The following is a 23,235-nucleotide window of genomic DNA, read 5'->3' as shown; positions in this document are numbered from 1 at the left end:
TTTACTGTTACTTACCCTTTTTGAGTCAAATAAATAATAAACGCAGTGTGATTTCACTTGTGAAATTCACTGCTTTTCTATTTGAGATTAAATTTTTTCATTCCCTTTGAAGGTATTCCAACAGAGAAAAGCTTATTAAAACTACTACAGTAGATGCTTTGAAAAATAGAAAGTATTTTGTTGAGAATTTGTTCAGTTTGGTATGTTATATTGGATTGTCGGAATTAGAGTTTCTTTTTCCTACAGCCTTAAATGAGTTCAGTATTTTTTTTTATGGAAAAAATGTCGAATTTTGTCAAAATAGGAGTGATAGTTTAATAGAGGGGGAATGGAAATTTGAACGGCAACTAGTATTTCAACTGTTGCAACTTCTGTAACTACTGAATCAGTACATTAAATAGTTAGGCAGTATTACTAGAATGCTAGAGAATATGAAACATTAAGGAAGGAGATTTGAGTTGAAAATGAGAATACGAAAACTAGCATCATTTTTATTAGTGTTTTTATTAATAGTTCAATTATTCCCTTTAGGTGGTTCTAATGGACCAAAAAAAACATACGCAGAAGACTTTACAGGCGGAAATGTTGCATGGGGGAAACCTATTACAGCATCAGGGGTGTATTATGATTCTCTTTATGCTGAAGCAATCTGGGCTGTCGATGGGAAGATAGGTGACTTTAACAGCTATTCATGGAGATCAGAGGAAAAAATGATTTCTGAAAGTAATCCAGTTTGGATAAAGATCGATACAAAAAAACTTCACACAGTCTATCGTTGGGTAGTAGTAGGTAGTAATCAGGTGGGGGCTATTAAGGATATTATCTTAGAAGGTAGTAATGATGGAGTAAATTTTCAAACTATCGATTATTCATATGACAATCTTGAATTAGATAAAAGAGGGTTTACAAGTATTGATAAATCCTTTACTCCTGTAACATACAGATATTTCAGAGTGAAGGTGACAGAAAGTTTTAGTACAACTTCAAAGTCATGGGCAGAGATTTTTGAGTTTGAATTATATGGTCAAGAGGCGATTATCAAATTAAACCCACCGACTTTTACACCTACAACTATTAATGCAGTTGAAGATACTCAATCAAACGAAATCACTATTTCTTCTACTGAGCAAGATGTTGGTTACTACAAGATTAGTGATATTCAAGGTGGGAAGCTTTTTCAAAAAGATGGGGTAACAGCCATCACTGAAGGTCAGTTTATCCCAGTTTCACAAGGGAATAGTGTTATAAAATTTACTCCTAATGCGGATGCCAATTCTATAAAAGGGGGAATTTTTTCATTCAAGGTCCAAGCAGCCGTTGATGCTGCAGGAAAGGGATTAAGTGAACCAACTACAGTTCCGATTACCGTTTCAGAGGTTAACGATGCTCCAACGGCAAATACGGATACCCTTGATACCATTGGTTTGGGTGCTGAAAAAATTACCATCCCTCTAAGTAAACTAACTGATAATGATAAAACAGGCCCAATAAATGAAAATGATCAAACTCTTAGTATTATAGACGTAAGTGGAGCGGTAGGGGGGACTGTCAGCCTCGAGGATGGTCAAGTACAGTTTGTGCCTACTTCCAAATTTCAAGGTATTGCACGCTTTAACTATACAATCGCTGACAATGGAACGACTAATGGTGAAGCTGACCCAGAAACCGCTATTGGTAAAGCAGAATTTATCATTCAGGATGAAAATAAGCCGATAATTACTCTTCAGGGTGATAATCCATTCTATTCATTGATGAATGAGTTTTATCAAGAGCCTGGCTTTGCTGCTGAAGATGATATAGATGGTGACTTGACCAATGAAGTTACGGTGTCAGGTTTGGTTGATACCAATCAATTGGGGAATTATGTATTGAAATATAATGTAAAGGATTCCTCTAATAATGCAGCTACTGAAGTGACAAGAAATGTACAGGTAGTTTCGAATGAGTTAAAGACATTGGTACCTTCATTTGGAGAGGTAATCCCTGTATTTGATCCTAAAGAGGAAAATTATACGTTAAATGTACCAAATCATATAACAAGCTTAGATTTAACAGCGGCTACATTAGATCCAACGGCAACATTAACGATGAATGGTCAATTAATGGGCAATAATGGTACAGAAGCATTTCTACTAGAGGTTGGGAAAAACACGATTACTCTTGTCGTTACTGCCCAAGGTGGATTTACGAAAACATATACTTTAGAAGTGACAAGAGATTATGGTACACCAGAAAAACCAAATGTGACGGCAGATGACGATTTAAATGTAATAGTGGGTGCAGATGACACGATGGAGTACTCACCAAATGGAATAGATAGCTGGACTTCCTATAATTCCAATAGTATTCCTAAGTTCCCTGGAAATGAATTTGTATGGGTTAGGGTAAAGTCAGTCGAAGGACAAAATTATGCGAGTGAATCAACTAAGCTAACTTTTACGGCTAATATAGTTGTTCCGACACCGATACCAGTGCCAGTGCCTACCCCGGATCCAACACCAATGCCGACCCCAGAACCAACACCTGATTCACGTCCTGAGCCAAGTGATTCAGGAACTGCACCAGGGGGGAGTAAGACCGAGATTATTACAGTGGACGTAGATGGAGAAAGTGGCAAAAACCTAAATAAAACACCGATCAAACGTACTACAGAAACAAATGGTTCTGTTAAAGATGATGTCATCATGCCAGAAAATATTGCAAGGGATACCGTGAAAAATGCAAAAGAATCAGGAAATAATACAGCCCGAATTGTAATCCCTGATGTTAAGGATATCGTGACTGAAACCATTGTTAAGGTTCCAATAACTTCACTAAACGAGCTGAAAAGTGGGGAATTAAGGCTTGAGATTTTTACGGAAAACGCAACCGTTTCAATCCCTAAAACATCGTTAACAGACTTCAATGACGATCTATACTTCCATTTCATTCCTATTAAGAAGGAAGCAGAGCGCATGGAAGTGGAAGAAAGGGCTAAAAAGGAAGAAGTCGTGAAAAAAGCTCTTGGTAACGGGACAATTGAGGTTGTTGGACGCCCTATGACGATTGAAACAAACCTATTAAGTCGAAAAGTCGATCTTATCATGCCATTACTTGGCGTGACCCTTCCGGATAATCTAAAGGAACGAGAAATTTTCTTGAATAATCTTGGGATATTTATTGAACATAGCGATGGCGAACGTGTACTAGTAAAACCAGAAGTCGTTACGTACAAGGATGGACTACAAGGATTAAAATTCACGATAGAGAAATTTAGTACGTTTACGATCGTTAATATGGAGGGCACAAAGACTCATACACCATATATCAAAGGGTTTAAAGACGGAACTTTCCGTCCGGGTGCGTTTGTCAAACGTTCAGAAATGGCTGCCATGCTTGCACGAAACCTACCAGCGGACGTAGTGCTATCTAATAAAGGAAATTACATTGATGTTAGTACTGGATATTGGGGATATGGGGAAATCATGAAAGCTAAGCAGTCTGGTATCATGACTGGTTTTTCTGGGGATAAATTTAACCCTCTTCAGGAAGTAACACGTGCACAGATGGCAACGATTGCTTACCGATGGATGAAAAATGAATGTGAAAAAGACAGTAATGCCTATAAAAGCTGTTCATCCCTAGATAAAAATTCTTTAATATCTTACAGTGATGTATCAGCAGGACATTGGGCGGTCGAAGCAATCCAATTTATGAAGGAAGCTGATGTAATGGAAGGCTTTAAAGATAATACATTCCATCCTGATGAGAAATTAACGAGAGCCCAAGCTGTAAAGGTACTTAACAGACTCTTTAAGCGTGGACCATTGAATGGAGATATTCCTTCTACATTTAGTGATGTAGATAGTAATCACTGGGCTTTCAAAGAAATTGAAGAGGCGGGAAAAGCCCATAGCTATACAGTGAATCATTTAAATGATGAGTATATCAAAAATTAATATTAAATAAACATTTCTGCAACCTATTTTAACATCGAATAAAAAGGGTGAGTTTTGAGAAGAGATTAATCAAAACTTACCCTTTTTTATTTAATTTAACGAAGTACTTTTAGTTTAGAATTGAAAGTAAATTGAGTTAGCTTCTCTAGGTAGACACTTCTTCAATTAAATATATTTCATATCATACAAAATAAAGTTCCAAATACAGTCACTATAGCCGTTATATTCGGGCTTATTCAATTGTATTTGATTGTTAAAAATGGGTTTTTAAAGTGGATGGCTAAATTTCTACTAAAATGGATGGTCGTATTTTTGCAAAATTATCTTATAATGATTATTTGAATGAAATAAAATTTGCATTAGGATTTGTTTATAACATAATTGCAAAGAGGTGTATGATGAATATTTTAATTGCCATAGTCATTATTATTTTAATAATATCTATTGTTGGAACCTTATTGATTGCAGGGAAAAGTGATGACAATTATAGTAGTTCGACTAAAAGAAATACAACAAACTTGACGCTAATTTACGTTGTCGTTATCCTACTGTCGTTAATTGCACTTGGTGTGTACATTAGATTTTTTTCTTAGTCCTATTTTTGTTTATTAACCTATTGGTCGAATTGTCCAATAGGTTATTTTTTATAATAGATAAAAAAGCATTCATTTTTGGACTTTGAAAAATGTCTAGCTCCAGCGCCTAGCCCTGACGTACAGGATGTACGAGTGTCGACAATGCGACAGGACGTCGCGTTTTTGTCGACCTCGAGGTCAAATGTTCGCCACCCAAAAAGTCAAAGAACGACTTTCTGGGTGGCGAAGCATTTGCTTGGCAAACCAAAGAACGGTTTGCATAAGTGCGACTAGGTCTCTGGCTTCGCTACTCTCGCCAATCGACCAGTCTTCTTTATCGGGGCTGATCAAGGCGCTTCCACTTTTCTTATAATAAATTGGATCCTTTGTTATGCTCTTGAAAAGGATATAATATTAATAAAAGTTCATTCAAAAAAGGGATGTAAAACAATGGGATGGAAACCTGATCGAAAAGCCAAGAAACCGATCTATAAACAACTTGCTGAATATATTGAAGATGGGATTGCAGATGGAACTTTTCCACCAGATAAACCTCTACCCTCGGAGAGATACTTAGCTAAAGAGTTTAATATAAATAGGAGCACAGTGGTATCTGCATTTGATGAGCTTGAATCAAATGGGCTCATTCAACGTACTCGTGGAAGTGGTACTACTATAAGTAAGGATATATGGGGGATAACCAAAAAACGTATACCTAGCTGGAACCGGTACATTGAAGCAGGTTCATTTTTACCTAATTTGCCTGTTACCCAAAGAATACGTAAAGAGATGGAAGAACATAAACTTATTAATTTAGCTAGTGGGGAATTGTCAGAGGATCTTTTTCCAATGAAAGCCTTAAGGGAGATCACTTCAACTAGATCCTTTATTGGTAGACTAGGATATGATCATCCACAGGGAAATGCAATATTAAGGAATACGATTACAAAGCATGTGAAGGAGTTCCGCAATATAGAAACAAATTCCTCATCGATACTCATCACTTCTGGCGCACAACAGGCTTTGCACCTAGTTGTCCAATGTCTACTAAAGCCAGGTGATGCTGTGGTGATTGAGGATCCATCCTATCATTATAATCTTCCTATTTTTAAATCGGCGGGTATTAAAACTTATTTTCTACCAGTAAATGAAGATGGTATTAATACAGGCGATCTTCTCGCTTTGCATAAGAAACACCGCATTAAAATGATATTTTTAAATCCTGCATTTCAAAATCCGACAGGGATTCTACTAAAAGAGAGTCAACGGAAAGTTCTTTTAGAAATATGTTCTGAACTGGGGATTCCTGTAGTGGAGGATGATCCATATAGTCTAATGTCGTTTAAAGGAGAAGAAGTGGCAACATTAAAATCACTGGATACTCACGGTAATGTATTGTATATTAGCTCTTTGTCGAAGGTCGTTGCCTCAGGGTTAAGAATTGGTTGGATTATCGGACCTAATCCAGTCATAGAGAGATTATCGGATGCTAAACAACAAATTGATTTTGGGCATGCTAGCTTTACACAGTGGATTGCCAACGATTTTTTAGATTCAGATGAGTTTCAGTCTCATCTCAAAAAAATAGTTAAGGAATTAGAAAAACGGCGAGATCAGATCGTAACCAGTCTTAACTACTATTTAAAAGATCAAATGGAGTTTAGTATACCACAAGGTGGAATTCATATTTGGTGCAAATTAAAAGAAGATGTGGATGAAATGAAACTATTGGAAAACTCAATTAAACATGGAGTTATCTATGTTCCAGGCTCAACGATGGGTTCAAAAAAAGGTTATGTGCGCTTTACTTTTGCTAGAGAGAATGAAGAATCAATACATGAGGGAATGAAAAGGTTTGCAGAAGCTTTAAACGCTACTAAATAGTTTTAGAATAAACTCTGCATATAAACCTGCAATAATGTACTATAAATTGTTTCATTTTAAGGTGTAATATACATGAGAATATCTCGAAAGGAGTTACCCTCATGAATATTACATCCTTATTATTTTACAGTTTTATTGTTACATTTACTCCAGGACCTACAAACATCGTCATTTTATATACAGTGCATAATTTTGGGCCCAAGAAGGCAATGGAATATACGTACGGGGCAACTATTGCTTTTGGTTTATTACTTGGCGTATCTGCTTTGTTAAATACAGTACTTCTAACGGTCATACCAAAAATACTAATTGGTATGCAGATTATCGGATCCATTTATATGTTATATCTTGCCTATCAAATTTACAAAATGGATACATCAGAACCAGCTGAAAATAAAACTGGCACTTTTATTTCTGGATTTCTTATGCAGTTTTTAAATCCAAAGGTAGTACTATTTACGCTGACTGTCATTCCTAGCTTTGTTTTGCCTTATTTTACCGAAATATCAGCTGTGGCAATAAGTGTTATAGTTATAACAATCATTGGATTTTTAGCATTTATTACATGGGTACTTTTCGGTGCAATCTTTAAGCAGTTTTTACAAAAGCATAAAAAGGTTGTTAATGTAATAATGGCATTATGTTTGGTCTATGCTGTATTCATGATCTGGATGTAGCATAGCGCTATAAGAGGTGAATGAAGTGGACAAATTTATCTATAAAAAGTCGGCAGGTATTACTGCATTGTCTGCAAGTATTACAGATTTTAAATATAAAAAGCACTCACACAAAGAATATGCAATTGGTGTAACATTGCGTGGCATTCAACACTATAACTTGGAAGGTAGTTTACAATTATCCTATCAAAATGGTGTGATGCTTTTTAACCCAGAACAGGCACATGATGGAATGGCACACGATGAGGCAGGACTTGATTATGTAATGCTATATATTGATCAACCATTAATGTTGGAAGTTACTGAGAAGAAAGAACTAGTACGTTTTTTAACTCCAATTGTGTATGATAAAAGACTTGAGCAAGGAATATTAAGTCTTGCAAGTGCTATATTAAGCGAAAAAGATGAGGCTTTGTGCACTGAATTACTTTTATCCCTGACAGATAGTCTTATTCAAAATAATCTTTCTACAAACCATAAGAAAGATAATGCTTTAATTAGAAAAGCAAAGGATTTGATTCATTCCAACTTAGAAAACGTACTGAAACTTGATAAAATTTGTAAAGAGCTACATTTATCAAAGTTTCAGTTTATTAGATTATTCAAAGCACATACTGGAATTTCCCCATACCAATACTTTCTTAATTATAAGATTGAATGTGCAAAGCAGTTAATAGAAAGAAAAAGAGATGTATATTTAGCCGTAACTGAATGTGGTTTTGTTGATTTAACCCATTTAAATAAACACTTTAAAAGCATATATGGAACAACAGCATATGAATATATGTCATATTTAAATTGAGAAGAAATTTATAAAAATGATTGAAATTTAAGGGGGATTTAAACGAATCACCTGAATATTATTTTATGCTTTCAGTTTAAAACCTTCAGGAGGAGACTTAAATGCCATTAAAAGTTGGGGATATCATATTGTTTGAACGAACTTTTACAGTAAGAGATGTTGAATTGTTTACTAAGGTTTCAGGTGATGAAGGATCTCACCATGTTACTCCTGATGAACAGGGAAGACTTGTTATACAAGGATTGCTAACAGCTACATTACCAACAAAAATAGGAGGCGATAACAACGTACTCGCTCGTACAATGAATTTTGAGTTTTTAAGACCTGTGTTTACGGGAGATACAATAATATGTGAAGTTATAATTGAAAAATACGAAAGACAAGAAAATAATAGAACAGCTATTATGGCATCTTTCTTATGTAAAAATCAGAATAAAAAGAAGTATTAAAAGGGGATTTTTCAGGTGTAATACTTTAAATTCACTACTTCAATAACGACAGTATTTATAGGACTATTTTGAAAAAAATATTAGAGAGAAAACTAAATATGAATAACAAGACTGTCATTCAAACGGATGGCAGTTTTTCTAATTGATCAAACTATATAATATAGAATTAGGAGGTAAACGAATGAAAATATCTTATATTCTTGATGTTATCATCGCGATTACACACCCTTTGTATGAATGGAGGAGTATTGATACAAGAAGAATTGATTCCCATATACATGAATTGAATAAACTGCCCTGGTTTCAAGAACTTTATCAGGAAGAGAAATATCGAAAATTATTTGTGATGAATTATAAAACACGACGATATTTAGATAGTCCGTTTAGAGTTAAAAGATTAATGAATAGTTCAAAAGCTCAATCATATTTTCTAAATTTGCTTAACAAACATGTTCACTGATTAATAAAGCTACATAGAAATAATTAAAGCAAAGCCGAAGTCATTTTAGGACTTCGGTTTTTCCTTATTATAAAAGCTGAAATAATATATTGCATTCTTCCATTTTTAAAAAGGGCAAATTATGAAAATATAAAAGAATATTAAGTTAGGGGGTTAAAGTATGCTGAAAAGCAAGTATAAGATTGGAATTATTGGAATTGGTGGAGTAGGTGAAAGACTTCTGCAAGCTTTTAACGAGCATCCGCAAACAGAGGTAGTCGGAATATTTGATACAGATGAAACTAGATTAAAAACTGTTGGAGAGAAATACAGTGTTGAGGTGTTTCATGATTCAATTAAGCTGATGGAAACACCAGACGTTGATTTCATTTATTTAGCTGTTCCACCTAAATATCATTATCCATTGGCAAAAGAAATCATAGAGCGAGGAAAACATTTCATATGCGAAAAGCCATTAGCTAATTCGTTGCCAGAGGCAAAAGAAATGCTAGCTCTCACTGAAAAAAATAATATTATACATATTATGAACTTCCCAACCATTTATCGCCCATCCTTTTTAACTATGCAAGAACATGTAAAGGAAGGGTTCCTAGGGGAATTAAGAAGAATCGAAGTACAATGCCACTTTACTGAATGGCCTCGAACCTGGCAAAAAAATAGTTGGATTCAGTCCCGAGAGCAGGGAGGCTTTATACGAGAGGTTTTCCCACATTATATCGAAATGATTCAAAGATTATTCGGAGATATAGAGAATATTACCTCGAAGGTGGAGTACCCAGCTACAGTTGACTTATGTGAGTCAAGTGTAATTGCAATGGCTACTTTAATGGATGGAACACCAATTTTGTTTAATGGTATCTCCGAAATTGGAATGGAGGAGGAAATAAAGTTCACTCTATATGGAACAAATGGAGTGCTGTCTCTTGTGAATTGGACAGAATTATGGCAGGCGACGAAAGGAACCAAAATGGAGAAGGTTAGTTTACCGCAAGAAAATCATTTTACAGGATTCATAAATGATATTGTGGCATGTGTAACTGGTGCTACAACTGGCCTTGTCACCTTCCATGAAGGTGTAAAAGTTCAGGAGGTGCTTGAGCAGTTACTCGAATCTAGTAAGAAAGTGGAATAACACAAAAAGAAAAGAATAAATTCACCCTACCTATCAAGATATGAAAAATTGTTACAGGAGATCTATAATAACTATATCGGAGTAGGATGGAGGTAGCTATGAATCTTCAAACATACTATTATTTTTTACTATTAAGGCGAGCATACCAAGACGTTGAAAATTATGTGCATTTACCCATTTCCATGACCACGATTGCTCAAACATTATTTTGTACTGAAAGAAACGTAAAGTTGATCTTAAACAAATTAATAGAAGAGGGATTAATCGAATTTACGTCTGGAAGGGGGAGAGGAAATACATCTACCATCACCTTTTTAGAAAGCCTAAACTCATCATTACTAAAGCAAATTAAAATCCTTATCAAAGAAAATGAAGTAAATAAGGCATTAGATTTGGTGAAAGAATTCGGTAAAAGCACAGAAGTAGAGGAATACGTCATTAACTGGATTACCAACTACTTCGGCTATAAAAAAATACCATACTCTGAAAATGAGTTAGAAATCTTAAGATTCCCCATCTATCGCCCTATTACAACAGTCGACCCGTGTCAGGTGTTCTTTGATTTCGATGCACACTTAGTTAAACAAGTCTATAATACACTCGTCGATTATCACAAAGATACAAGGGAGTTTACCGGAAGTCTGGCACATAGCTGGGAAAATAACGAGGATTGTACGGAATGGGTTTTCTTTTTACGTAAAGGAGTTCAATTCCATAATGGAAAAGAATTGACTGCCAATGTAGTGAAAAACTCGATTGAACGGTTACGTCATTCCCCACATAAGTGGCTCATGGATGATATTTTGGAGATAAAGGTTCTATCAAAGTATGCGATTTCTTTTTCATTAAATAAAGCGAATCATTTATTTCTTCATTATTTAGCGTACACACCTATGTCAATCATTGATACCGCCCACTCTCATGAAGGTTTCTTTGAGTTTCCCTTTGGGACGGGACCCTTTCAGTTTGAAAAAATTGAGTCAGCCTCCTGTGTGATACAGGCTAATCCTAACTATTTTGGCTATCGGCCGCACCTAGATAAGATTGAAATCATTCAGATTCCCGAGGAGTTAAAAGATAGCATCAAGGGCTTAAATAAAATATTTCTTGATACAGGAGAAACAAAAAGGGATGAAAAGGAGAAATGGGATACAACCAGTGTTAGTTTTTCTGGAACAAATGTCATCACTTTTAATACAGTCAAGGATGGTCCACTAAAAAATGTAAAGATACGGAAAATACTCGGGCAACTCTTCGATCGTAAAAAACTGGCAGGCCTTGGGAAACCACGTTTACAGCCAGCCGACGGGTTTTTAATTGACCAAGAGCAAGCTGAGTTTGTCACTGCCCCAAATCCACCGCTATCTGTTATAAAAGAGAAACTAAAAAGCTTCGGCTATTTAGGCGAGAAAATAACACTTTACACCTATACAAGACACTCTCTAGATGGAAAAGTGATACAAAGAATGCTAGCTGAAGCGGGGGTTCGTTTAGAGCTAAAGATTGTTGGGTGGAATAAAATTCAGTGCAGTGATGTTCTCAGTAGCGCCGATATGATCATGTTTGAAGGCACTCCGAATGAAGGCTTTATCTCACTGTTCGAACTACTTTTATTTGAGAAAGGGTTTATTTTTCCATTGTTAACAGAACCTTTGAGAAATAAAATGCTGGGTTTCATTGGTCAAATAAGAGGCGAAATCAATTCCAAACAAAGATTGAAGCTCTACAGGGATTTGGAGAAATTTCTTGTTGATAATGGTATTATTACCTTCTTGGTCCATAAGCAGGTAGAGGTTTCCTATGATGTTTCTTTAGAAGGTGTCCATTTTAATTCAAGAAAGTGGATTGACTTTAAGGATTTATGGTATAAGCACTTTAGAATTTCATCCAACTAAACAGAGGCACCGCAGCCACCTATGCTGCAGTGTCTCTGTTTTTTCATAAGCTCTGTGTATCATCTATGGCATTGAACAAATCTTTCTTAAAAAACCCGAAAAAATCAGCACTACTTTACTATTTTTAGCAACTCACTATCCATATAAGATTAAGGTACAAATTGATTTTGGAGGCATCTTATATGGCGTTGGAATACACATCACCTACTATTAGTATTTGGAAATTGAGACAGTTTACTTTACTTCTATCTGCAAGCTTATTGCTTAGCATCGGAAACAAAATTTATGAGCTGCTATTGCCTTTAATTATGTATGATCTCTCAAATGGCTCATCCGTTGTCATGACGTCGATGAGGACAGCTGAGTTATTACCAAACTTATTCTTTGGTATATTCATTGGTGTTATTGTCGATCGAGTCAACAAAAAGAAATGGGCATTATTGATGATTTCCATTCAAGCCGTAGTACTATTTTTAATGTATTTCCTGTTTGGGACCAAACTTTATCAGCCTATCGTTTATTATATTCTCGGGTTTATACTTATGACTTTGAATTACGGATTCTTTAATACGCAAATTAGTCTAATTAAATTTAGCGTTCCAGCTTATTTGCTAACATCTGCCAATGCAAAGCTCAGCTTCGTTGAAACCTTTGTTAGTATTATGGGACCTGTATTTCTAGGACTTGTCTTACTTTTTGCTAACAAAACACAAGGAATATTAGTGACCGTGATTCTATATATAGTTTCTTACTTACTCATTTTGGGTCTAACGATAGAGGAGCCGGAAAAAAGAACGAAAAGAACATCATTTTGGCTTGATTTTAAAGAAGGCTGGGATGCATTTAGACATAATAAGGCGTTAAAGACGATGACCATCTTTATTATTTTTATTAACAGTACGATGACCGTAGTGAGTACAACTGTTTTGATCTTTGGTACGGCAGACCTAAAATTAACGAATTCCTCGCTTTCTATGATTCTATCCTTTGCCGGTATTGGAGGATTAGTTGCTAGTATAACAATCAATTCACTTCGAAAAAAATGGAAACTTGGTTTGATGTTTGGTGTGTCGATCATGATGAATGCATTTGCTTATTTAGGACTATATTATACAGACAATTACTATCTCTTTGCCATTTCATTAGTGTTGAATGGTTTTGCTACAACGATTTACATCATTTGTGCCTACACCTTTAGACATGAGCAAACACCTGCGAACTTAATGGGAAGAATAGGTGGTCTAACGGGTACCCTCTTTCGAATCGGAATGCCTGTTACGATGCTCATTTCAGGTTGGATGATAAGTTGGTGGGGAACATCATCAGTGTTTTTAAGCTCGGCTATCATCAACCTAATAATTTTTTTGTTTTACAGTAAAAGCACTCTTTGGAGTATTAAATAGTTTGAGGGTAGTATCATTTGAGAAGCGAACTCCAATATCCGGTGGTACTAATTTAATACCCCACATGATTGATGACTTAACAACAAGAATAAGTGATGAAAGGCCTTATGATGTATATCACAAACTTTCGCGGTGGAAAGTGCTATTTTATTAGTGAGAAACAATCTCATTACTAGTAGAGTTACTATTCCACATTGAAGGAGACTCCTCATGAGCGAAATTATAAATAACCGTGAACAACAACTGATGAAAAATAAGAACCGAATGGCGAAATTAAAAGAAATCTTTAATGATCTTCATAACGGAAGGAACTTGGAAGAGGTAAAAGCTCATTTTGATACCTTTATCGGAAAAATTACTGTTGATGAAATTGCCCAACTCCAACATGAATTTGTAGACGAAGGAAGTATATCTGTTGATGAATTACAGCGTATATACACTCAGCATACAGCTATTTTTAAAGGGGCGATTGAGGTAAAAAGCGATCAAACAAAACGACCTGAAGATTGTCCAGGACATCCAGTTCATACCTTTAAAATGGAAAACAGAGAACTTGAAAAACTCTTAAAATCACAGGTTCAAATGCATTTAGATCAGTTTGTAATAGAGGATACAACTGAAAATGTCTACAAGCTATTGGGTGATATCAATCTGCTGCTTGATATTGACAAACACTACAGTCGTAAAGAAAATCTAATTTTCCCATATTTAGAAAAGTACGGGATATACGGACCGACCAACAATATGTGGAGAATTGATGATTTCATCCGAGATGCGATAAAGGAAGCAAAACAAAAACTAGCTACTTACAATGGGGACAAAAAGGCAATCGTCCACGTTGTTACCTATATCATAAATGAAGTAAAAGATATGATTTTTCGAGAAGAACAAATGCTCCTCCCAATGGCTTTGAATCATTTTACAGAAGATGAATGGGTAAAAATTGCTCATGAAAGTGATGAAATCGGATTTTGTCTGACAGGACCTGTTGATGAATGGAAGCCCGATAGAAAGGAACTGCATGAGAATGCCATGTCAGAAGGATATATTAAGATGGAAACAGGTATTTTGTCATTAAAACAGTTGGAGCTGCTCTTAAACCATTTGCCTGTAGACATCACTTTCATTGATCAAGAGGATGTTGTCCGCTACTTCTCTCATGGAAAAGAAAGAATTTTTGCCCGTACTAAAGCAGTTATAGGCCGAACTGTACAAAACTGTCATCCACCGAGAAGTGTTCATGTTGTGGAGGAGCTATTGGCTGACTTTAAAGCAGGCAAGAAAGACACGGAGGATTTCTATATCAAGTTCCGTGATAAATATGTATATATTCGTTATTTCGCTGTTCGTGATGAAAATAGTAAATACATCGGTACTCTAGAATTTACTCAAAATATCGATCCAATTCAAGCAATTGAAGGGGAAAAACGGATATTGTCATAATAGATCAAGTTGGATGTGGGCCCCTGTCCCATCATCTAATTGGAAAACCGGTGTTTTGTCCCATGGGCTACATCTATGGGACAATTTCTAATTGGGAGACGAGTGTTTTCCAATTAGACCTTTTTACAAAAGAAGAATGGATGCCTAAGCTGAAAGGACGAAGGGGAAGCTTCCATTCCCTCCGTCCATAACTTATTGAAATTTTAGATGGCTGAACCTTTATATAATATTCTGTATATTTTCAAAGCGATTTGAATCCGCAGCAATTCCTCCGAATGCTTCAAGTCTGTATTTAAAATTTCCTTAATTTTATCGATTCGGTAGATGAGTGTATTTCTATGTAAAAACATTGCTTTTGCCGTCTCAGAAACGTTAAGATTATTGATAAAATAATTTTCAAGGGTTGATATATAGCCTGTACGGTGCACTTTATCATGCTCAAAGATTTTTCCAAGACATTTTTGGAAAAAGTCCTCTAATGCTGCTACCTTTATATTTGAATCTAAAAGGTGATACACAGAATAATCTTCAAAATGAGAGATTTCGTTTCTTTCATTAACTTGTTGCATCAGCCTAATAACTTCACTCGCCTCGGAAAAACTTTTGTGAAGGGAGTTTATCCGTTGGTATTGCTGACCGATACCGAACATGAAGGTTGTTTCTTGGATTTTTTTAGTAAATTCTTCGTGTAACACACTAGCAAATTGTTTAGAAGCGTTAACCGTTATGGAGGTGCGATCATTACTTTGGCCAACTAGAATGATGATTCTATTGTTTCTATGAAAGCAAGTAATTTCTCCCTCTGCTTTATATGAGAAATCATATACTAGTTCTACGCATTTTTTTGCAATATTCTCCATTCTGTATTTTCCAATAATCATATCTTCATGATCATCAAATTTCTTAGGTTCAATATTAACAATCATACTGTAATACATATAGGTAGGATTTAATCCATGCAAATCACATAAGGTTTGAAGAGTATCATTCGATGTTATTTTTCCAGAAAGTAAATCATCAAAAAAGTCCTGCCTTATTTTTAATTTGACTTCTTCAATTTCCTTTGCTTTTATCCTTTCAAGAGCCATAACTGTCGCAGCTTGTTCTAAAATAATATAGTCAAATTCAGTTAGTTCACGAACGGTTTGCCAAACAACTATATAACCATAAATATCTTTGGATACAGCAACAGGTAGAATTCGACATTTAATTTCCATCTGTTCCAAGTGATAAATCCTCTTTATCGACTTTTTAATCTCTTTAATATTTTGAGGTATGGATTCAATAAAATCATTGTTAAATACCTGTCTATTTTTAACCAAATCTAGGCAGTATTCAAGAGGAATGTTGTTACTCCTATGTTCTGTATATTGTAGTAAATTCCAATCTCTGTCCACGATGATAATCGGATTATTTATTGTACTGGATAGCATGGAAGAAATTTTTTCAATTCCCCCACCTTCCAACGTAATACGAAAAAATAAATTATGCATGTCCAACGTTTTCCTATTTAATTCATCATATCTCCCAGATGCTTTTTCATTAATAATGGAGATTACCCTAGAAAGTGTGTATTCAAACGGTAGCTCTATCAGAGGTAATCCATATTTGTTAGCCTGATCAATCATGTTTTGCGGAATTTTATCAAAGTACCGCTTCATTTTTATTACAAGACCCGCACAGTTAATTTCTGAAAGCTCCTTGATTATCCTGTTTTGAAGCTCTTCGTTTTCTTTAAATATATAACCTGTTGATAAAAGTAGTTCGTTAGGAGAAAGCCAGTCAAATGCATCGGGATTTTCGATTATATTGACAATCGATATTTCGTTATGTAGCCCTGATTCTCCGGCAATAATCTTTAGCCCATCAATGGCTTTAATATTTAATAAGTCTTTAACTGTTAGCATTTTTTACACTCCTAAAAGAACGTATTTCCAACAAAAATTGGACACATATATTTGTATAACATGCACAAATGGTTTTGTTTTTTTTTGGTTTAATTAAACGATGTACTTTTTATGTATAATACCTAAAATAATCGTGTAAGGTTTGTTATTTGTCAATAGATATTGGTTAGTAGCTTGTATGCTGTAACCATTTATAGTAAGTGACAAGAGAAGTTGTTAAACATCATTCAAACCTAAAAGGAGGAACTGATTATAAACAAATTGAACAATTTTTTTGACTTGATGCAAAATAATCAGATTTGTTTAAGTTAGTCTTCCAAATCAGAGGTGACTCTAGTGATTTTTGCAAAATCTGGTGATGGCGACTTTATTCAAAGAATTAATCGGCGGGAAATAAGTGGTTATGTTCATAGTATATTTAAACGCACATTTAATATTAAATGTTTAGAAAATGATGAAATATACACCATTGCATGTAGTGAAATGGATAATGGACCCAATACACTTGTTATAAATCTAATTAGTTTTGAAAAAACGGATATTGAAGTAAATGACCAGGTGAATATTGTAAATGGAAAACTTTGTATTGCTGATAAACTAGCCATTTCAATTGAAAATAGTGAAAAGTGGGAGAGTATTTTACCTGAATTTCCTAATGATGTTGATGTGACTATAGCTAGAAGCAATATTTCCAAGGCTAGGGATTACATCGGTATTCATGGTAAATGCGGTGGCATGAAAAAAAACCCAATGTCTCATAACGCCTTTGAAATTGAAACACATAAAATGCTTGAAGAAAAATCACGTCTCTTACTAAAAGAACTAAAGGATTTAAAATTGACAAGCGCCTTACAACATGCTCGTGCCCTTATTGGCCTTGGTCCAGGCTTAACACCCTCTGGGGATGATTTTTTAGTAGGGTTATTAACTACCTTTAATCTTAGAAATAGCCCCAATGATCATCTACATGTATTTTGTAGGGAAGTTGTAGACATTGCTAGGCCTTTAACGAATGAGATAAGCTTTTTTACTTTAAAAAAGGCTTCTGTAGGAAAAGTAAGAGAGTCTATCGTTCTTCTAGTCAAATCCTTGCTAAGAGGAGAAGAGGAAGAGGTAATCCATTCTCTTACCAAAGTATTAAACATCGGCTCATCATCTGGGACAGATATAGCCTACGGGCTTATTTGCGGATTAGAGCACAATATAATAGTCGGAGGTAAATTATGACTGTACAAGCTGTAATCAAGCCAAACACGTATTTTGATTCAGTATCGCTAATGTCTTTATCAACTAAAGCAAACCAAATTGAAGGCGTTGAGCAAGCCATTATTGCAATGGGTACTGAAATGAATAAAGAAGTAATGAAAAACGTTGGATTACTTACACCTGAAATTGAAGCGGCGGGAACTAGTGACCTGATTATTGTTGTTAAGGCTGCATCAGATGAACTATGCGAAAACGCTTTCGTTGGCATCAACGAATTATTAACGAAAAAGAAGGGTCCTTCAAAAGCAGGAGCAAGCGAGGTTAAATACGCGACGATTTCTTCTGCAGCTGAAAATATTCCAGGTGCAAACCTAGCAGTTATTGCTGTTAACGGTGTGTACGCAGCAAGAGAAGCTAAAAAAGCACTTGAAAATGATTTAAACGTTATGCTTTTCAGTGATAACGTGAGCGTTGAAGATGAATTAGCTTTAAAACAATTAGCACATGAAAAAGGCTTACTAATGATGGGTCCAGACTGTGGGACAGCTATCATCGGAAATGTTGCCCTATGCTTCGCTAATAAAGTAAGACAAGGCAATATCGGTATCGTAGCTGCTTCTGGAACAGGAAGCCAGGAAGTAACCGTTCGTGTTCATGAATTTGGCGGCGGTATTTCCCAATTAATCGGTACAGGCGGAAGAGATTTAAAAGAAGAAATCGGCGGAATCATGATGCTAGATGGTATTCAAGCTCTTGAAGACGATGAAGCAACAAGAGTGATCGTACTTGTTTCTAAGCCACCTGCACCAAGTGTTCAAGAAAAGGTTTTAGCAAAAATTAAAGAATGTAAGAAACCAGTAGTCGTATGGTTCATCGGCGGCGACGAAGCTGCAGTGACAGAAGCTGGCGGCCATTTTGCAAAAATGTCTAAAGAGGCTGCAATTAAAGCTGTTGTATTAGCGGGTGCAGATGAAAGCAAGCTGAACAAACGTGCACTAAACATTCCATTAATTGAAGAAGTTCGCACTAAGTTAAAGCCAGAACAAAAATATATCCGAGGATTATTCAGCGGCGGTACGCTTTGTGATGAAGCAATGCATGCAGCAATGGAAAAGTTTGATAACGTTTACAGCAATATTTCTAAAAAGCCTGAACATCGCTTAACAAATAGAAATACTAGCATTGAGCATACATTCATCGATTTCGGTGATGATGAATTTACACAAGGCAAGCCACATCCAATGATTGACCCATCTACTCGTATCGAAAGATTCATCCAAGAAGCAAAAGATCCAGCAGTAGGGGTTATCGTTATGGACTTCGTATTAGGCTACGGTGCGCATGAAGATCCAGTTGGTGCAATGCTACCAGCAATGATTGAAGCAAAACAAAATGCAGAGGCTGAAGGCAGACACTTAGAAATCATCGGATATGTTCTTGGAACAGAATTAGATCGTCAAAACCTTGATGAGCAAGTAAATAAATTATTAGCTGCAGGTGTAACCCATGCAAGCAGCAGTCAGAATGCTGGTCTATTGGCTAGAGAATTCGTTGTGAAAGGGGAATAGCCATGAGCAAAATTAACGAACTTTTTAATAGTAAGCTTAATGTAATCAATGTAGGGATTGAGTCATTTAAAGATGACATGCAAGAGCAAAACGCAGTAGTTACTCATTTGGAGTGGACTCCTCCAGGACGAGGAAATCCTGCACTAATTGCTGCGCTGGATAAGCTTGAAGATCCAGCAATTATGGCGAAAATTGAAGAAGCTAACAAATTAGCAGTTGAAAGAATCATTAACTCACAGCCAGTATTAATTGGCTATGACCAAGCGATCAACTGTGTACCTGGTATGACTAAAACGACAATTCTTCATGCTGGTCCTCCAATTACTTGGGACAAAATGAATGGACCAATGAAAGGTGCCGTTACAGGAGCGATCGTATTCGAAGGCTTAGCAAAAACAATCGAAGAAGCAGAGCAAGTTGCAGCTTCTGGTACGATTACTTTTAAACCGTGTCATGAGCACAATTGTGTTGGTTCCATGGCTGGGGTAACATCTGCATCTATGTTCATGCATATTGTTGAAAACAAAACATACGGAAATATTGCTTATACAAACCTAAGTGAGCAATTAGCGAAAATCCTTCGTATGGGTGCGAACGATGAAAGTGTTATTAATCGTTTAATTTGGATGCGTGATGTATTTGGCCCAATGTTAAGAGATGCAATGAAGTTAAACCCAGATGGAATTGACCTTCGTTTAATGCTTGCTCAAGCTCTTCATATGGGTGATGAGTGTCATAACCGAAACGTGGCTGGTACGACTCTATTAGTTCAAGCACTAACTCCTTATATCATTCAAACAGATTATACAACTGAGCAAAAGCGTGAAGTATTTGAATTCATCGCAAGCAGTGACTATTTCTCTGGTCCAACTTGGATGGCGATGAGCAAATGTGCTCTAGATGCTGCACATGGCATTGAGAATAGTACGATTGTTACAACTATGGCTCGTAATGGTGTGGAATTTGGTATTCGTGTAAGCGGTATGGCTGGACACACTTGGTTCACAGGGCCAGCACAAAAAGTAATTGGCCCAATGTTTGCTGGCTATAAGCCAGAGGATTCTGGTCTTGATATCGGTGATAGCGCAATTACTGAAACGTATGGTATCGGCGGATTTGCAATGGCATCTGCACCTGCAATTGTAGCTTTAGTTGGTGGAACAGTTGAAGAAGCAATTGGATTTACGACAAAAATGAAGGAAATCACAACAGATGAAAATCCAAATGTAACGATTCCGTTACTTGATTTCATGGGTGTTCCAACAGGAATTGATGTTCGGAAAGTTATTCAAACAGGTATCATGCCAATTATTAATACGGCGATCGCTCATAAAGATCCAGGAATTGGAATGATTGGTGCGGGTATTACACACCCTCCTGTTGAATCATTTGAAAAAGCATTGCTCGCCTTAGCCGAAAACATTCAATAACATCATTAAATTATGGCTCAAAACATAAAGGGTTAGACCCCATACGAGATACGAGTACTGGGGTCAGACCCCTTTTTAAAGGAGAGAAAAATTGTGGATAATCAATCCTTGAATAAAGAACTTCTTCTTGCAAGTGAACGGGGAGATTTAAATGCTATTGAGAATCTATTAAAAGAAGGCGCAAGTATTGATTATAAAGATGAACTTGGCCGTACTGCCCTAATGGTTGCTACATTAAAGAACCAAGTTGCTGTGGCAAAAATGCTCATTGATGCTGGCAGCGATGTAAATACAAGAGATATCACTCAATTATCACCATTTATCGCATCAGCCGCAAATGGATTTTACGAAATTACACGTCAAATGATTGCTGGGGGTGCGGATTTAAAGAGTGTGAATCGCTTTGGAGGAACAGCTTTATTGCCATCCAGCGAAAAGGGCTATTTAAAAACAGTTCAAGTATGTATCGACGCTGGCGTACCTGTAAATCACGTCAATAACTTAGGTTGGTCTGCTCTATTAGAGGCAGTTATTCTCGGCAATGGAGGGCGTTTATACTCTGATATTATTCAAACTCTTGTCGATGCTGGAGCGGATATACATTTAGAAGACAGAGATGGAAAGTCCTCACTTCAGCATGCTGAAGAACTAAAACAGCATAAGGTTGTTAAAATTCTTATTAAAGAAAATTTTGAAACAAATGAAGTGATTGTTAAGGCGAAGTCACTAGCAAAAGAAGATCAGTATGCAGAAGCGGTTGCTACTATAAGCAAAGCATTAGAAACAGATAATAAAAACCTTGATTTATATTACTATAAAGGCTACTTCTTACAGGAATTAAAGAAATACGAAGAAGCTTTACAGGAATATAACAAGGCTTTAGCTCTAAATCCTAACGAACTTGACTTTTATTTCTACACGGCAAATTGCTATAGACTTTGGAAGAAGCCAGAAGAAGCTCTTAATGAATATGCTAAGGCTTGTGATCTAGATCCCAAGGAAACATTTTATCGTTACCATAAATCCAATTATTTAAGAGAATTGGGTAGACATAAAGAAGCTGTTTTTGAAATGGATAAGTTGCTGGCTCTCCAACCAAATAGATATGATTTCTCTTTTCATAAGGCAAACAGCTTAAGATCTTTAGACATGCATGATGAAGCTATTACTGCAATCGAGAATGCTATTGCCAATGATCCAACAAATCCTTTATATCATTTGCATAAAGAGCAATCTATCAAATTACTTGAAAAGAACAAAGAAGTTTAAAAGTTAAAAGGAGGTACACAAGTGGGAGAAGTTGTTATTGTTGCCATTGGAGGCAATGCATTGGTGAAAGAAAATGGCCTTGATTCTGTTCAAGATCAATATGAAGCAGTAAAGGAAACCGTTATCAATATTACTGACATGGTACAAGAAGGCTACAATGTTGTTGTTACACACGGAAATGGTCCACAAGTAGGATTCGGACTAAGACGTTCTGAAATTGCAAATGAGGTGGCGGGTATGCCTGAAATGCCGCTTGTTAACTGTGTAGCTGACACACAAGGCGGAATCGGCTACCAAATTCAACAGGCATTAACGAATGAATTTGCCAATCGCGGAATGAATAGAAAGGTTGCAACAGTTATCACCCAGGTGGAAGTAAGCAAAGAAGATCCTAACTTCAAAAATCCTACTAAACCTGTAGGCTCTTTCTTTACGCTTGAGCAATCTGTAGAAATGAAAAAGGCGCATCCAGATTGGACTTTCATTGAAGACTCGGGCCGTGGATATCGCAGAGTGGTTCCATCTCCAAGACCGATCAATATTGTTGAAAAAGATGTAATTAAGTCTTTGATTGATGCAGGCTATGTTGTTATTGCTGTTGGAGGCGGTGGAATTCCAGTAGTGAAAAATGATAACAACACTTACGAAGGTATTGATGCTGTCATTGATAAAGATTTCGCTACAAGCTTATTAGCTGAACAAGTAAACGCTGAAACATTAATTATTACAACAGGTGTTTCAAGAGTGTGTATTAACTTTGGTAAACCTAACCAAAAGGCGCTTGAAAAAATTACTGTTGAAGAAACAAAACAATATGTTGAAGAAGGTCACTTTCCAGCAGGAAGTATGCTACCTAAAATTGAAGCCAGTTTAAGTTTCATTGAGCGGAACGGTTCTAGAGTTATTATCACAGACCCGGAAAGCTTAAAGGATGCTATTGCTGAAAAAGCGGGTACGCATATTGTTAAATAATATGTAAATATAATTGGGCTGGTCTAAATTTTAGGCTGGCCTTTCGATAACTATTGTTCAAATCTTATGAAAAAAGTTGTATTAAGCAATTTTGATACTTCCGTAGACTGGTTAAAGCTTCTTTCTTATTTTGTACACAATACATTGTACAGTCTGCCTAAAAGCATGCAAGTATTTTTGGGTTCAGTATACAATGACGATTTTGTGCATTTTGTTTAAAATAAT

Annotated in this window: 16 protein-coding genes and 1 pseudogene; 15 read left to right on the top strand and 2 right to left on the bottom strand. The window is 36.0% G+C overall.

What is annotated here, in order from left to right:
• Positions 1-464 precede the first annotated feature (464 nt).
• Positions 465-3,938, top strand: a complete 3,474-nt coding sequence (locus ACFSO7_RS11815) for a DUF4073 domain-containing protein (protein ID WP_377877640.1) — start codon at positions 465-467, stop codon at positions 3,936-3,938.
• Positions 3,939-4,711: 773 nt separating this feature from the next.
• Here ACFSO7_RS11815 and ACFSO7_RS11810 read toward each other — a convergent pair.
• On the bottom strand, positions 4,712-4,864 hold the full coding sequence (locus ACFSO7_RS11810; RefSeq protein ID WP_377877513.1) for a hypothetical protein: 153 nt from the start codon (positions 4,862-4,864) through the stop codon (positions 4,712-4,714).
• Between the two features lie 99 nt (positions 4,865-4,963).
• On the opposite strand from ACFSO7_RS11810, the gene pdxR reads away from it, so the two are divergent.
• The 9 genes and pseudogenes from pdxR to ACFSO7_RS11765 all read left to right on the top strand — a co-directional run bounded on the left by pdxR (position 4,964) and on the right by ACFSO7_RS11765 (position 14,658).
• Positions 4,964-6,397 (top strand): MocR-like pyridoxine biosynthesis transcription factor PdxR, encoded by a 1,434-nt coding sequence (gene pdxR, locus ACFSO7_RS11805; RefSeq protein ID WP_377877512.1) that lies wholly within the window; start codon positions 4,964-4,966, stop codon positions 6,395-6,397.
• Between the two features lie 101 nt (positions 6,398-6,498).
• Entirely contained in the window at positions 6,499-7,074 is a 576-nt protein-coding gene (locus ACFSO7_RS11800) for a LysE family translocator (RefSeq protein WP_377877511.1), read from the top strand.
• Between the two features lie 25 nt (positions 7,075-7,099).
• Positions 7,100-7,876 (top strand): AraC family transcriptional regulator, encoded by a 777-nt coding sequence (locus ACFSO7_RS11795; protein WP_377877510.1) that lies wholly within the window; start codon positions 7,100-7,102, stop codon positions 7,874-7,876.
• Between the two features lie 101 nt (positions 7,877-7,977).
• Positions 7,978-8,354: pseudogene (locus ACFSO7_RS11790) on the top strand (hotdog family protein).
• Positions 8,355-8,506: 152 nt separating this feature from the next.
• Complete coding sequence (locus ACFSO7_RS11785; protein WP_377877509.1) at positions 8,507-8,785, top strand: hypothetical protein; 279 nt, start codon at positions 8,507-8,509, stop codon at positions 8,783-8,785.
• Between the two features lie 160 nt (positions 8,786-8,945).
• Complete coding sequence (locus tag ACFSO7_RS11780) at positions 8,946-9,917, top strand: Gfo/Idh/MocA family protein (RefSeq protein ID WP_377877508.1); 972 nt, start codon at positions 8,946-8,948, stop codon at positions 9,915-9,917.
• A 98-nt stretch (positions 9,918-10,015) separates the two neighbouring features.
• Entirely contained in the window at positions 10,016-11,812 is a 1,797-nt protein-coding gene (locus tag ACFSO7_RS11775; RefSeq protein ID WP_377877507.1) for an ABC transporter substrate-binding protein, read from the top strand.
• A 182-nt stretch (positions 11,813-11,994) separates the two neighbouring features.
• A complete protein-coding gene (locus tag ACFSO7_RS11770) occupies positions 11,995-13,215 on the top strand; it encodes an MFS transporter (protein WP_377877506.1) in 1,221 nt (406 codons plus the stop codon).
• A 210-nt stretch (positions 13,216-13,425) separates the two neighbouring features.
• Positions 13,426-14,658 (top strand): DUF438 domain-containing protein, encoded by a 1,233-nt coding sequence (locus tag ACFSO7_RS11765; RefSeq protein WP_377877505.1) that lies wholly within the window; start codon positions 13,426-13,428, stop codon positions 14,656-14,658.
• Positions 14,659-14,861: 203 nt separating this feature from the next.
• Here the strand turns inward: ACFSO7_RS11765 and ACFSO7_RS11760 are convergent, their stop codons facing one another.
• Positions 14,862-16,565, bottom strand: a complete 1,704-nt coding sequence (locus ACFSO7_RS11760; RefSeq protein WP_377877504.1) for a PucR family transcriptional regulator ligand-binding domain-containing protein — start codon at positions 16,563-16,565, stop codon at positions 14,862-14,864.
• 336 nt (positions 16,566-16,901) lie between these two features.
• On the opposite strand from ACFSO7_RS11760, the gene ACFSO7_RS11755 reads away from it, so the two are divergent.
• The 5 genes from ACFSO7_RS11755 to arcC all read left to right on the top strand — a co-directional run bounded on the left by ACFSO7_RS11755 (position 16,902) and on the right by arcC (position 23,010).
• Positions 16,902-17,792: an oxamate carbamoyltransferase subunit AllH family protein gene (locus ACFSO7_RS11755; RefSeq protein ID WP_377877503.1), complete on the top strand. Its 891-nt coding sequence runs from the start codon at positions 16,902-16,904 to the stop codon at positions 17,790-17,792.
• Positions 17,789-19,339 (top strand): acyl-CoA synthetase FdrA, encoded by a 1,551-nt coding sequence (gene fdrA, locus ACFSO7_RS11750; protein WP_377877502.1) that lies wholly within the window; start codon positions 17,789-17,791, stop codon positions 19,337-19,339. The genes ACFSO7_RS11755 and fdrA overlap by 4 nt, the downstream gene beginning before the upstream one ends.
• A 2-nt stretch (positions 19,340-19,341) precedes the next feature.
• Complete coding sequence (locus ACFSO7_RS11745; RefSeq protein WP_377877501.1) at positions 19,342-20,769, top strand: YlbE family protein; 1,428 nt, start codon at positions 19,342-19,344, stop codon at positions 20,767-20,769.
• A 93-nt stretch (positions 20,770-20,862) separates the two neighbouring features.
• Positions 20,863-22,038, top strand: a complete 1,176-nt coding sequence (locus ACFSO7_RS11740) for an ankyrin repeat domain-containing protein (RefSeq protein WP_377877500.1) — start codon at positions 20,863-20,865, stop codon at positions 22,036-22,038.
• A 21-nt stretch (positions 22,039-22,059) separates the two neighbouring features.
• On the top strand, positions 22,060-23,010 hold the full coding sequence (arcC, locus tag ACFSO7_RS11735) for a carbamate kinase (RefSeq protein WP_377877499.1): 951 nt from the start codon (positions 22,060-22,062) through the stop codon (positions 23,008-23,010).
• Positions 23,011-23,235 lie beyond the last annotated feature (225 nt).

This window comes from Bacillus sp. CGMCC 1.16607 (assembly GCF_042683745.1).
Lineage (GTDB): Bacteria > Bacillota > Bacilli > Bacillales > Cytobacillaceae > Pseudoneobacillus.
This window is presented reverse-complemented; position numbering and strand designations above follow the sequence as displayed.

Bases quoted from the DNA above. Each gene is read 5' to 3' on its own strand.
- ACFSO7_RS11815 (WP_377877640.1), top strand. From the start codon at position 465: ATGAGAATACGAAAACTAGCATCATTTTTATTAGTGTTTTTATTAATA.
- pdxR (WP_377877512.1), top strand. From the start codon at position 4,964: ATGGGATGGAAACCTGATCGAAAAGCCAAGAAACCGATCTATAAACAA.
- ACFSO7_RS11800 (WP_377877511.1), top strand. From the start codon at position 6,499: ATGAATATTACATCCTTATTATTTTACAGTTTTATTGTTACATTTACT.
- ACFSO7_RS11785 (WP_377877509.1), top strand. From the start codon at position 8,507: ATGAAAATATCTTATATTCTTGATGTTATCATCGCGATTACACACCCT.
- ACFSO7_RS11780 (WP_377877508.1), top strand. From the start codon at position 8,946: ATGCTGAAAAGCAAGTATAAGATTGGAATTATTGGAATTGGTGGAGTA.
- ACFSO7_RS11775 (WP_377877507.1), top strand. From the start codon at position 10,016: ATGAATCTTCAAACATACTATTATTTTTTACTATTAAGGCGAGCATAC.
- ACFSO7_RS11770 (WP_377877506.1), top strand. From the start codon at position 11,995: ATGGCGTTGGAATACACATCACCTACTATTAGTATTTGGAAATTGAGA.
- ACFSO7_RS11765 (WP_377877505.1), top strand. From the start codon at position 13,426: ATGAGCGAAATTATAAATAACCGTGAACAACAACTGATGAAAAATAAG.
- ACFSO7_RS11760 (WP_377877504.1), bottom strand. From the start codon at position 16,565: ATGCTAACAGTTAAAGACTTATTAAATATTAAAGCCATTGATGGGCTA.
- fdrA (WP_377877502.1), top strand. From the start codon at position 17,789: ATGACTGTACAAGCTGTAATCAAGCCAAACACGTATTTTGATTCAGTA.
- ACFSO7_RS11745 (WP_377877501.1), top strand. From the start codon at position 19,342: ATGAGCAAAATTAACGAACTTTTTAATAGTAAGCTTAATGTAATCAAT.